The 12,100-nt window shown below is 69.2% G+C and carries 12 protein-coding genes; 7 read left to right on the top strand and 5 right to left on the bottom strand.

Translation table 11 applies throughout. The features are described 5' to 3' along the window. Positions 1-338 precede the first annotated feature (338 nt). Both AOK24_RS48450 and AOK24_RS12530 read left to right on the top strand, forming a co-directional pair. On the top strand, positions 339-734 hold the full coding sequence (locus tag AOK24_RS48450; protein WP_159051852.1) for a hypothetical protein: 396 nt from the start codon (positions 339-341) through the stop codon (positions 732-734). Positions 735-813: 79 nt separating this feature from the next. After that, complete coding sequence (locus AOK24_RS12530; RefSeq protein ID WP_055720141.1) at positions 814-1,065, top strand: hypothetical protein; 252 nt, start codon at positions 814-816, stop codon at positions 1,063-1,065. A gap of 4 nt (positions 1,066-1,069) precedes the next feature. Here the strand turns inward: AOK24_RS12530 and AOK24_RS12525 are convergent, their stop codons facing one another. After that, on the bottom strand, positions 1,070-1,735 hold the full coding sequence (locus AOK24_RS12525; RefSeq protein WP_055720140.1) for a mycothiol-dependent nitroreductase Rv2466c family protein: 666 nt from the start codon (positions 1,733-1,735) through the stop codon (positions 1,070-1,072). Positions 1,736-1,921: 186 nt separating this feature from the next. Between AOK24_RS12525 and pepN the strand changes: the two genes are divergently transcribed. Beyond that, the gene (gene pepN, locus AOK24_RS12520; protein WP_055720139.1) at positions 1,922-4,468 is read left to right on the top strand and encodes an aminopeptidase N; all 2,547 of its coding nucleotides are present in this window, start codon (positions 1,922-1,924) and stop codon (positions 4,466-4,468) included. 268 nt (positions 4,469-4,736) lie between these two features. Further along, complete coding sequence (locus tag AOK24_RS12515) at positions 4,737-5,750, top strand: hypothetical protein (protein WP_055720138.1); 1,014 nt, start codon at positions 4,737-4,739, stop codon at positions 5,748-5,750. Between the two features lie 83 nt (positions 5,751-5,833). Here the strand turns inward: AOK24_RS12515 and AOK24_RS12510 are convergent, their stop codons facing one another. Next, the gene (locus AOK24_RS12510) at positions 5,834-6,397 is read right to left on the bottom strand and encodes a PH domain-containing protein (RefSeq protein WP_159051851.1); all 564 of its coding nucleotides are present in this window, start codon (positions 6,395-6,397) and stop codon (positions 5,834-5,836) included. Positions 6,398-6,591: 194 nt separating this feature from the next. Between AOK24_RS12510 and AOK24_RS12505 the strand changes: the two genes are divergently transcribed. Then, the gene (locus AOK24_RS12505; RefSeq protein WP_055720136.1) at positions 6,592-7,368 is read left to right on the top strand and encodes an SAM-dependent methyltransferase; all 777 of its coding nucleotides are present in this window, start codon (positions 6,592-6,594) and stop codon (positions 7,366-7,368) included. 111 nt (positions 7,369-7,479) lie between these two features. On the opposite strand, the gene AOK24_RS12500 is transcribed toward AOK24_RS12505, so the two are convergent. Continuing rightward, positions 7,480-8,121 carry a superoxide dismutase gene (locus tag AOK24_RS12500; protein ID WP_055720135.1) on the bottom strand — a complete coding sequence of 214 codons (642 nt, stop codon included), beginning with the start codon at positions 8,119-8,121 and terminating at the stop codon, positions 7,480-7,482. Between the two features lie 119 nt (positions 8,122-8,240). Further along, positions 8,241-9,608: an amino acid permease gene (locus tag AOK24_RS12495; protein WP_055720134.1), complete on the bottom strand. Its 1,368-nt coding sequence runs from the start codon at positions 9,606-9,608 to the stop codon at positions 8,241-8,243. A gap of 221 nt (positions 9,609-9,829) precedes the next feature. Between AOK24_RS12495 and AOK24_RS12490 the strand changes: the two genes are divergently transcribed. Continuing rightward, complete coding sequence (locus AOK24_RS12490; RefSeq protein WP_055720133.1) at positions 9,830-10,411, top strand: biotin transporter BioY; 582 nt, start codon at positions 9,830-9,832, stop codon at positions 10,409-10,411. A gap of 121 nt (positions 10,412-10,532) precedes the next feature. Here AOK24_RS12490 and AOK24_RS12485 read toward each other — a convergent pair whose 3' ends face one another. Next, positions 10,533-11,252, bottom strand: a complete 720-nt coding sequence (locus AOK24_RS12485) for an LPXTG cell wall anchor domain-containing protein (protein ID WP_055720132.1) — start codon at positions 11,250-11,252, stop codon at positions 10,533-10,535. 237 nt (positions 11,253-11,489) lie between these two features. Between AOK24_RS12485 and AOK24_RS12480 the strand changes: the two genes are divergently transcribed. Then, the coding region (locus tag AOK24_RS12480) for a serine/threonine-protein kinase (RefSeq protein WP_240553857.1) at positions 11,490-12,100 on the top strand (611 nt) is incomplete at its 3' end.

Here is a 12,100-nt window from a genome sequence, read left to right as displayed (position 1 = left end):
GCTCACCGCCGCACGATCGTCGAAGGCCGAGTTCCCTCGACGCGCCCCCCGATAGCCCGGCGCTTCAGTGAACGCCTGAACATCCCCAGCAGCAGAGACGCCCCCGGAAATGGATCCGACGTCAGCCTCCGCCCCCACGGGAGTTGGAGCGAGCACCGCATCCCGGGAGAAGACGGAGCATTCAAGAGGCCCGCAGAGACCACCGGCGCCAACACCCCCCGCTCTCCTCCCCACCCGGATACCCTCCAGCCACCCGGAGCCACCTCGGGCACCGCGAAAGACGCCCTGCCCCCGAGTCCAGCAACCTCTAGATCGCGCAACGAGAGGACCCGTTCGGTATGTCGATCCTTCTGGAGTTCGCCTTGCTGTCGGGGCTCGCGTTACTCACGGGCGCCGCTGTACGCAGTGCAACCCGGCGAAGATCCGCCCGACGAGCCGCCATGAATACCGGTGCCGTGAGGTTCCAGTGCCGGGTGACGTGGAGGGAAGGGCTGGGCAGACGCGGAAGTGTGTACGGAAAGATCTCCGCACCCCGGGACGAAGAACCGACGTTCACCCGCCGCTGGGGCCCCGGAATCCACCTCCCCCGCAGCCTGCACATCGATCAACAGCCCAGTTGGAGAATGGGCCTGACAACCCTCACGTACACCGCACCGGAACACGGCGAGATAAGAATCCTCCTCAGCGAGGGAGACGCAGAGAGCGTGAAAAAGCTGCTCCGCGCGGAAGCGTGACGCAGAGCAGCTCAGCAGAACCCGCCCCCGCCAGACGCCGCGCGCTCTATGCTCCTCCCCCCGGTCCGAGGAGGCACGCATGCCCGACGTCCGATGCCCCAACCCCACCTGCGAGAAAGGCCCGCTACGGCGATTCCGGGACCTGGTCGGTGCCGAGATCGCCGCAGCGGCGGAGGTCATGAGCCGTTTCGCGAGTGAGCAGGGAGAGAGGTTCCGCCCGTCCGCGTATCACCGGTGCACCGGCGAGGGCTGCCGCCGTATCCAGCGGAAGGACAACTGGCAACTGGGCGGAAACCTGCCGGAGGAGCTGGAGATCCCGGCGGAACGGTGAACCCTTACTCGAAGATCGGCCCCTGCGTACGGGTCCGCTTGATCTCGTAGAACCCCGGCACGGAGGCGACGGCGATGGTCCCGTCCCAGAGGCGAAGCGCGGCCTCACCCTTGGGAGTCGGGGTCACCACAGGCCCGAAGAAGGCGACTTCCTTACCCTCGGGCCCGGGCACCGCGATGATCGGCGTACCGACGTCCTGCCCGACCTTGTCGATGCCCTCCTTGTGGGAGGCACGCAGCTCGGCGTCGAACTCGAAGTCCTCCTGGAAGGCGTAGTCGATGAGGTCGGCGGGCAGGCCGACATCCTCCAGCGCCCCGGCGATCGATTCGAGCATCGGCCCTTCGTCGTCGCTGCCCATGGACGGCCCCTTGCCGCCGTTGTGGAAGCGAGTGCCGAGCGCGGTGTAGAGCGGACCGAGGACTTCGGAGCCGTGCTTCTGCCAGGCCGCGGCGACGACACGGATCGGCTTCCACGCCTGCGTCTCCAGCAGCGCCCGGTACTCGGCGGGCAACTGGTCGAGCTTGTCCTCGTTGAGGACGGCGAGGCTGAAGGGGTGCCAGCGGACCTCGATGTCGCGCTGCTTCTGGACCTCCAGGACCCAGCGGGACGTCATCCAGGCCCAGGGGCACAGCGGGTCGAACCAGAAGTCGACGGGGGTCTTCTCGGACATGTCTCTCCTCAGGAGCGCCACTGCGGGGATTACGAGTATTCCCGTGCCAACGTACGACTCGCGCGGACCATTCCCGAGGGTGTTCCCCCATGTGTCGGGTCAGGTGCGCATGGCAGGATCGGTGCTGTCCAGGCGTACCGCGAACGGGTCGCGCCGAGTCCACGAGTGTCTGAGGGAGTGCCGTCGGTGCCTGGTGAGAATCTGTCCCGCGACGAGGCCGGGGAGCGGGCCGCGCTGCTGTCGGTCGACGCGTACGAGGTGTCGCTGGACCTGCGTTCGGCGGTGGGCGACCCGGTCGGCGACCGTACGTTCCGCTCGGTGACGACGATCCGCTTCCGGTGCAGCGAGCCCGGCGCGACGAGCTTCGCCGACCTGGTCGCGCCGAGCGTCACCGCCGTCTCCCTGAACGGCCGCGACCTCGACCCGGGCGAGGTGTTCGACGGGGCGCGCATCGCCCTGGAGGACCTGGCCGCCGAGAACGAGCTGATCGTCGACGCGCAGTGCGCGTACTCCCGTACCGGCGAGGGCCTGCACCGCTTCGTCGACCCCGAGGACGGCGAGGTCTACCTCTACACGCAGTACGAGCCCGCCGACTCCCGCCGCGTCTTCGCCAACTTCGAACAGCCCGACCTCAAGGCACCGTTCCGCTTCGAGGTGCGCGCGCCGGAGGGATGGACGGTCTGGAGCAACGGGGTCGGGACCCAGACGGACGGCGTGTGGCGGTTCGCGGAGACGAAGCCGATCTCGACGTACATCACCTGCGTGGTGGCGGGCCCGTACCACTACGTGACGGACTCGTACACGCGGACGTTCGACGACGGTACGACGCTGGAGATCCCCCTCGGCGCCATGTGCCGCAAGGGCCTCGCCCCCCACTTCGACGCGGACGACGTCTTCCTGATCACCAAGCAGGGGCTCGACTTCTTCCACGACCACTTCGACTACCCGTACCCCTTCGGGAAGTACGACCAGGCGTTCGTCCCCGAGTACAACCTCGGCGCGATGGAGAACCCCGGTCTCGTCACCTTCCGCGAGGAGTACATCTTCCGCGGCAAGGTCACCCAGGCGTCGTACGAGGCCCGCGCGAACGTCATCCTGCACGAGATGGCCCACATGTGGTTCGGCGACCTCGTCACCATGGAGTGGTGGGACGACCTGTGGCTCAAGGAGTCCTTCGCGGACTTCATGGGCGCGTTCGCCCTCGTCGGCGCGACCCGCTTCGAGGGCGGGTGGATCACGTTCGCCAACCGCCGCAAGTCCTGGGCCTACCGCGCGGACCAGCTCCCCTCCACGCACCCCGTCACCGCCGACATCCGCGACCTCCAGGACGCGAAGCTCAACTTCGACGGCATCACGTACGCGAAGGGCGCCTCCGTACTGAAGCAACTCGTCGCGTACGTCGGCCAGGACGCGTTCCTCGAAGGCGCGCGGCGCTACTTCAAGCGGCACGCCTACGGGAACACGCGCCTCGGGGACCTGCTGTCCGTCCTGGAGGAGACCAGCGGGCGGGACATGGGGACCTGGGCCCGCTCCTGGCTCCAGACCGCCGGCCTCAACTCGCTGACGCCCGAGGTGCGGGTCGAGGACGGCCGGGTCGCCGAACTCGCGGTACTCCAGGAGGAGTTGCCCGCCCGCCCGCACCGGGTCGCGGTCGGCCTGTACCGGCGTACCCCGGACGGGGTCGTGCGCTATGCGCGCGCCGAGGTGGACGTCACCGGCGAGCGGACCGTCGTCTCCGACCTGGCCGGCGCCGAGGCCCCCGACCTCGTCCTCGTCAACGACGACGACCTGACGTACTGCAAGATCCGGTTCGACGCACGGTCGTTGGAGACGCTGAAGGAATCCCTCGGCGACATCGTCGACCCGCTCGCGCGCGCCCTGTGCTGGTCCGCGCTGTGGAACCTGACCCGGGACGCGCTGCTTCCCGCCCTGGACTTCGTGGAGTTGGTGGGCCGGTTCGCCCAACGCGAGTCCGACATCGGGGTGTTGCAGATGCTCCACGCCTGGGCCGGGTCCGCGCTCGTCAACTACGTCCCGGCCGCCGGGCGTTCGGACGGGGAGGCGTCGGTGGCCCGGTTCGCGCTGCGGGACCTCCGCGCCGCCGAGCCCGGCAGCGAGCCTCAGCTCGCCTGGGCCCGGTTCTTCGCGTCCGTCGCCTCCTCCGACGACGAACTCGCCTTGCTGCGGGGCCTGTTGGGCGGCTCCGAAAAGATCGCCGGGCTCGACGTCGACCAGGAGCTGCGCTGGACGTTCCTCGACGCCCTCGCCTCCCACGGGGCCGTCGGCGAAGGGGAGTTGGCGGCCGAACTGGTCCGGGACGACACCGCCTCCGGCAAACGCCACCACGTCCGCTGCCTCGCCTCCCGCCCCTCCGCCGCCGTCAAGGCACAGGCCTGGGCCCAGGTCGTCGAGGGCGACGCGCTCTCCAACGCCCTCGTCGGCGCGACCATCGCCGGGTTCGCACGGTCGTCCCAGCGGGAGCTGACCGCGCCGTACGTCGCCAAGTACTTCGACGCCATCGAGCGGGTCTGGGCCGAACGGTCCATCCAGATCGGCGTGGACGTGGTGTCGGGCCTGTTCCCGGCGTATCCCCTCCCGGGGGCCGAGCGGGAGGTGCTGGGGGCGGCCGACGCGTGGCTGGCCGCACACGAGGACGCCGCGCCCGCACTGCGCCGGCTGGTCCTTGAGGGCCGGGACGATCTGGCCCGTGCACTGAAGGCGCAGGGCGTGTAGGGGAGTTGCTGTAGGGCGGGCCGGCATCCTCACCGGCCCGCCCCGCACACCTAAAGCTTTGGCCCTAAGGCCAATAATTCTGCTGTCCGTGACCGTTACGGAATTCGGTCACCCAAACCCGTAACCTCCCGCGAACTCCCCCGGGACCAGCGATTTCCGGCGCTTATCGGCATCCGAACATCCGTCCTTTAGTGCGGCGTTGTCCGCGTTTGTCGACGAGCGTGTAACACCGGTTAAAGCGCCGGATGTCCGCGGGAATCCCGATTCCATGAACGCCGACACCCCCCGCAGCTGCGCCGCCACCGACTCCCTCCTGACGACCCCTCAACTCCGCTCCCACGGCGTCTCCCAGGCCGAGACGAACGAACGCTGCCGGCCCGGCGGGCCCTGGCAGCAGGTGCTGCCGGGGGTGTACGCGCTGCACGCCGGGCGGCTGACCGACGAGGAGCGCGTACGGGGCGCGCTGCTCTACGCGGCCCGGGAGAACCGGAGTTCAGGGCGAGGCATCCTCAGCACGACGGCGGTTCCCCGCCAAGGCACCCCCGACGCCGAGTCCATGCTCACCGGCCTCGCGGCCCTCCGCCTCCACGGCTTCACCTCCCTCCCCGCCGACGACCACATCGATGTCCTCGTCCCCCGCCTGCGCCGCCTCCGCTCCACGGGGTACGTCCGCATCATCCGCACCGCGACCCCGCCAACTCCCTTGCTCCTCAACGGCGTTCCCACGGCCCCCGCCGCCCGCGCCCTCGCCGACGCGCTCGCCGACCTCACCGACCCCGGCGCCGTACGCCGCCTGATGGCGGAGGCGGTACGTGACGGCCACTGCGAACCAGCGGCGGCGGTAAGGGAGTTGAGCCGAGCGAAGCTCCTCACGCAACCGCATGTCGTGGACGCGGTCGACTCGCTGCTGGCCGAGAGCCGCGCCCTCGCTGAGAACCGCCTCTACCGCCTGGTCCGCGACCACGCCCTCCCCGACCCCCTCTGGAACGTCGACCTCCGCCTCCCCGGCGGCCCCCACCTCGGCGGCCTCGACGCCTACTGGCCGGACCACGGCGTAGCCCTGGAACTCGACATCCGCACCCCCCACCAGAACGACGACACCCTCTGGACGGACCACGCCCGCAAACGCGAAACCCTGGAACGCCTGGGCATCACCGTCGTCCACATCACCCCCCGCAAACTCCGCGAGTCGATGGAACAACAGGCCATGGTCCTCCACACCGCCCTCCTCACCTCCGCCGACCGCCCCCCATCCGCCTACGTCGTGGTGCTGCCCCGGTAAATCAGGAGGGGAACCGAAGCAGCACCCGGGGGGAAAAGAGGGGGCACCCGGCACAACAACCGGGCGCCCCCTCCTCCGTACGGTCAGCCACTGGTGAACACCATCCACCCAGCCCCGACCCCCACCGTGAGCACACACAGGGCAAGAGACACATCAGCACTCGGACACCGCGTCCACTGAACCCGTGCCCCTACGGCGTCGACCCCACCATCCCCACCACCCGCCCGAAGCCAGCCATCGATCCTCCGAGCGGCCTCACCACTCGTGTCCCTGACCCGATCGACCAGGGAACCACCGAACGCGTACACACCGACCTCGCGTTCCCCATCGAGCCGAACCACAAGCGTCCCACCGGCATCGACCTCAACACCGCGGATCGCCGACCTCGGAATGACATGGCTCCGCAACGGATTCACGACCGTGAGCACATCGCCGCTCAGAATCACTTTGCTGTTCGAGATCCTGCCGATGACAGTCGCGGTCACGAGAAAGACCGGTATCCCTTGCCAGCCCGTCCGGAAACCGTGAACCGCGGTCACCCGGGCAATCGCCCCGACCGTCCCGATGCCGAGCCCAAGAATCATGATCCAGCACAGAACAATCCAGGACCGCCGCCTGAGCGCGACTTCACCAGATCTGGCTGTCATCCAGGGTGCCCCTTCACGGTGTGACGCAGTCACCCCATCCGAGAGCCGCAGGAACCAGTCGCGGCACCCTCGGTCAGGGCCCTTGGCCATGCCTCAGCATCTCGCCCAGCTGTAGTTCGATGCTCCGGAGGTTCCCCACCCCGTCAACCCGAAGCGCTCGCGCGGCAGTTCCCCCAGAGTGCACCATGGAGCGCATGACGAAGATCGACAGCACGGTGCCGCACTCGGCGCGTATCTGGAACTACTGGCTCGGGGGCAAGGACAACTACCCGGTGGACGAGGCGGCGGGGGACGCCTACACGGCGGTGTTCCCCGGGATCGTCACCATCGCTCGCAGCAGCCGCGCTTTTCTGGGCCGTTCCATCCGGTACCTCGTGGAGGAGGCGGGGGTGCGGCAGTTCCTGGATGTGGGGACGGGGCTGCCGACCGCGGAGAACACGCATGAGGTCGCGCAGCGGTACGCGCCGGAGTCGAAGATCGTGTACGTCGACAACGACCCGCTGATCCTCGCGCACGCGCGCACGCTGCTGTACTCCTCGCCGGAGGGGAAGACGGCGTACGAGCACCTGGACCTGTACGACCCGGAGCGCATCATCGAGGCGGCCGGCAAGACGCTCGACCTGGAGCAGCCGGTCGCGCTGATCCTGAGCGGCATTCTCGGCCACGTCGATGGATACGACCGCGCCCGGGACCTGGTCCGCGCGTTCCTCGCGGGGCTCCCCTCGGGCAGCTACCTGTCCCTCAACGAGGGCTCGCGGGGCACGGACCCGGCGTACGAGCACGCGCAGGACGGCTACAACGAGACCGGCGCGGTCCCGTACTTCCTGCGCCCCATCGCCGAGATCGAGGGCTACTTCGAGGGGCTGGAGCTGGTGGAGCCGGGAGTCGTCTCCGTACCGCTGTGGCGCCCCGAGCCCGGCGCGGACACGACACCGATCGGCCAGCACGGGGGCCTCGCCCGCAAGCCGTGACACACACAGGAAGGCCCTGAGAGTCACGTCCTCTCAGGGCCTTCCCTCAATCCGCCCGCCCCCGGTGAAAGTTGAGAAGACGATCACGAGGCAGGACGCTCACGAGGAACCTCAGGGGTTCAGCAGCAGCACATCCGTACGGGACTTCGCGGCGGCGTAACGCCGGGCCACGTCCTGCCAGTTGACGACCGCCCACATCGCGTCGATGAAGTCGACCTTCTGGTTGCGGTACTGGAGATAGAACGCGTGCTCCCACGCGTCGAAGACGAGGATCGGCGTCGACCCCTGCCCCACGTTCCCCTGGTGGTCGTAGACCTGCTCGACGATCAGGTGCCCGCTGAGCGGCTCGTACGCGAGGACCCCCCACCCCGAACCCTGCGTCGTGGCAGCGGCTTTGGTGAGCTGCGCCTTGAACCCGGCGTAGGACCCGAAGGATTCGGTGATGGCGTCGGCCAACTCCCCGACCCCGTCGGCCGCGAGGGGCTCCCCGCCGCCGTCGCCGGTCATGTTGTGCCAGTAGATGGAGTGCAGGATGTGCCCGGAGAGATGGAACGCGAGGTTCTTCTCCAGCCCGTTGACCGCTCCCCACACCTCCTTGTCCCGCGCCTCCGCGAGCTGCTCCAGCGTGTCGTTGGCGCCCTTCACGTACGCCGCGTGGTGCTTGTCGTGGTGCAGCTCGATGATCTCGGGGCTGATGACGGGGGCCAACGCGGAGTAGTCGTACGGGAGTTCAGGCAGCGTGTAGACGGGCATGGGGGTCCTCTCAGAACCTTTCCTGCGCACTGTTTCTTATTGCGACCAGTATGCAATTAGAGATTAGCAGCAGGAACCCCGCCCGTCAGGGAACCCCGCCAGTCAGCGGACCCGGGGCGTCAGCCCTTCCTCGCCCGCTGCCGCTGCCACCCGTACCCCGCCCCCGCCAGCACGGCAGTCATCGCCCCCGTCCACACCAACTGCGTCCGCGTATCCCCCTCCCGAGCCATCAGCACGAACACCGCCACCATCCCCGCCAACGCGACCCACGTCAGCCACGGGAACCCCCACATCCGCACGACGAGCCGCTCCGCCTCCGTACGCCTGCGCAACAGCAGCTGGGACACCGCGATGAAGATCCAGACGACGAGGATGACCGCGCCGATCATGTTCAGCAGCCACATGAAGACGTCGTCCGGCCGCCAGTACGACAGCAGCACGCACCCGAACCCGACGACCGACGAGACGAGGACGGCGACCCGCGGCACCCCGCCGGACACGGCGCCCAGAGCCTTCGGCGCCTGCCCGCGCTCCACCAGCGAGTACGCCATGCGCGAGGCGCCGTAGATGTTCGCGTTCATCGCGGAGAGCAGGGCGACGAGGACGATGACGTTCATCAGCTGACCGGCGCCCGGGATGCCGAGGTGGTCGAGGGCGGCGACGTACGGGCCCTTCTCCGTGACCTCCTTCGAGTCCCAGGGGACCAGCGTCACGATGACGGCCATCGAGCCGACGTAGAACAGCGCGATACGCCACATCGCCGTACGGACCGCGCTCGCCACACCCCGGACGGGGTCCTCGGACTCGGCCGCCGCGATCGTGACGGTCTCCAGACCGCCGTACGCGAAGACCGTCGCGAGCAGGCCGATCACGAAGCCCTCGCCGCCGTTGGGGACGAGGTCGGTGAGGTTGGCGGCGCCCGGCGCGTCCGTGCCGGGCAGCAGGCCCGCGATCGCCAGCACGCCGAGGACCAGGAACAGGGAGATCGCCCCGACCTTCAGCGCCGCGAACCAGAACTCGAACTCGCCGAAGTTCTTGACCGCCGCGAGGTTCATCCCGCAGAACACGACCATGAACAGGGCGACCCACATCCACTCCGGCGTCCCCGGCAGCCACCCCGTCACGATCTTCGCGGCGCCGATGCCCTCCAGGCCGACGACCGTGCAGAGCAGGATCCAGAACGCCCACCCGACCGTGAACCCGGCCCACGGCCCGATCGCGCGCTCGGCGTGCGAGGAGAACGACCCCGACGACGGGTACGCCGCCGACATCTCGCCCAGCATCCGCATCACCAGCATCACGAGGGTGCCGGACAGGGCGTAGGCGAGGACGATCGAGGGACCGGCGGCGGCGATGCCGGAACCGGAGCCGACGAACAGGCCGGCGCCGATGACCCCGCCCAGGGCGATCATCGACAGGTGGCGCTGTTTGAGGGCGTGCGTGAGACCGGGCGCGGTCGCGGGGGTCTCGGAGGTGCGTATGGGCATGGGCGCGGCTCGTCCAATGCGGTGAGGTGGGCAAAGGGTTCCACCCTACCGACGCCGGTCACGTTCCCTCCGTGACCGGAATCACGTGTGGGGGAGCGGTTTGTGCAGAGCCCACCAATGCGCTGACCTGCCGTTTGTCGACGCCTGACGGTTCGCGGCTCAAGGGGTCTGGGATAGCGTCCTTAGGTCCCCCTTATCCACCGTCCCCGCGGAGTCCTTGTATGAGCACCCTCGCCGCAACGTCCGCCCCCGGGCGGGTCCTCGCCGATCTCCTCCCCGCCGGTCGCGTCCGCGACGCCGCGCTCGTCGTCGGGGGTGCCGCCCTCACCGGCCTCGCCGCCCAGCTCGCGGTCCCGGTCCCCGGCTCCCCCGTCCCGGTCACCGGCCAGACCTTCGCCGCGCTGCTCGTCGGTACGTCGCTGGGTGCGGGCCGCGGTTTCCTCGCGCTCGCCCTGTACGCCGTCGCCGGGGTCGCCGGCGTCCCGTGGTTCGCCCAGGGCGCGTCCGGCGCGGGCATGGTGTCCTTCGGCTACGTCCTCGGCCTGCTGCTGGCGTCCACGGTGGTCGGCGCGCTGGCCCGCCGGGGCGCCGACCGCAACGTGTGGCGCATGGCCGGCGCGGTCGTCCTGGGCGAGGCCCTGATCTACGCGATCGGCGTCCCGTACCTCGCGTACGCCGCGGACCTGTCGGCGTCCCAGGCGGTTGCGGCGGGCCTGACCCCGTACTTGCTCGGCGACGCGCTGAAGGCGGCGCTGGCGATGGGGTTGGTGCCGGGGGTCTGGAAGCTGCTCGAACGACGGTAGTTGGTTGGCTGCGGGCCGGTGGGGGGTGTTCGCGCAGTTCCCCGCGCCCCTAAAAAGACCGACGGTTGCCCGGGCTAAGAGGCTCGCGAGATTGCTCTCGCGAGCCTCTTCGGCGTTTCTCCTATCGGAGTTGCTCCTCGCGGCGGCGCTGCGACCACCACAGGCCCGCCGCCCCCGCCGTCAGGAGAGCCGCTCCCGCCGCTCCCAGCGGGAGCAACTCGTCTGCCGGGCCCGTGTTGGGGAGTTGGTCGGCGCCCGGTGTCACGGGCTTGTTGTCCGTGCCCAGGAGGAGCGGGGTGGCGGGGGCGTTGGGGACGGGGTTGGAGGAGCCGAACGGGACCGGGCCCTGTTGCCAGTACGTCTTTTTGCCGTCCGCCGACTGGACGGGGAGGCAGATCTTGCCCTGCTTCTTGAGGTCGTAGGTGGCATTGACTTTGTACGATTTCGTCGCGCCCGCCGCCAAGGTGTCGATCGGGCAATGGAAACCGCTGTTCGAACCCTCCGGGAGGTTTTCTTTCGGGAGTTGCGTACAGCCTTCCACGCCGTTGATCGAAAGGCCCTCGAAACCGACGACCAGGAGCCTGATCCGGCCGCTCTCCTTCGTGCCCTCGTTTTTCACGGTCGCGGTGAGAGTGGTTTTGCTGGTGCTGTTGTCGACCGAGATGCGCTCGGGAAGTGTCGTGGTCGGTTTGACGCCGGCCGGCGCGGGATCGACCGCCTTGCCGCCCTTGCCGCTGCCGGGCCCCTCGTCCGCGCCCGCCTGCGGCGCCAGGACCAGCACCGCGACCAGCCCGGCCGCGACGGCCGCACCGGCGGCAGCCGTACCGTGTCGAGAACTCATGTCCGTCCCCCTCTTTCGCTCCCCCTGATACCGCACCTGAATTCGCGGTACTTGAAGAGGTACCACAAGATTTCCCGCCACTATGCTGGTACGGCCTGAAGTGTGACCATTGTGTTTCCGGTGGTACGGCCGGTGAAAGGGAGCAGTGGATTGCCGAGGAACAGCAGCAGCGGCGGTGTTCCCGGGCTTTTGGTGGCCGGGCGATATCGGTTGGCCGTCAGTATTGGGCAGGGGGGAATGGGGCGGGTGTGGCGGGCCGCCGACGAAATGCTGGACCGCCTGGTCGCGGTCAAGGAAATACGCATCGACGGCACGGACGCGGAGGACACCAGGACCCGCCGCGAACGCACGTTGCGCGAGGCCCGCGCGACCGCCCGCATCGACCACCCCAACGTGGTCCGCGTCTACGACGTCGTCGACGAGGGCGAACTCCTGTGGATCGTCATGGAGTTGGTCCGGGGCCGCTCCCTGGAGCGGATCACCGCCGAGGACGGCCCCCTCGGCCCCGTCGCCGCCGCAGGGGTCGGCCTCGGACTCGTCGCCGCGCTCCGGCGGGTCCACGCGCGAGGCGTCCTGCACCGGGACATCAAACCCGGGAACGTCCTGGTCGAGGGCGACGGCGACCGGGTCGTCCTCACCGACTTCGGCATCGCCGCGATCCAGGACGCCAAGGCGCTCACCATGGTCGGCATGCTCGTCGGCTCCCCCGACTACATGGCCCCCGAGCGCATCTCCGGCCGCCCCCAGGGCCCGCCGTCCGACATCTGGTCGGTGGGCGCGACCCTGTGCGCGGCACTCGCCGGCCACTCCCCGTTCGCCCGCGACACGACGATGGCGACGCTGCACGC

Origin of the sequence: Streptomyces niveiscabiei (assembly GCF_001419795.1) — a bacterium.
In the GTDB taxonomy this organism is placed as follows: Bacteria; Actinomycetota; Actinomycetes; order Streptomycetales; family Streptomycetaceae; genus Streptomyces; species Streptomyces niveiscabiei.
The sequence above is the reverse complement of the archived record's forward strand: the minus strand, read 5'-3'. Positions and strand labels throughout refer to the sequence as shown.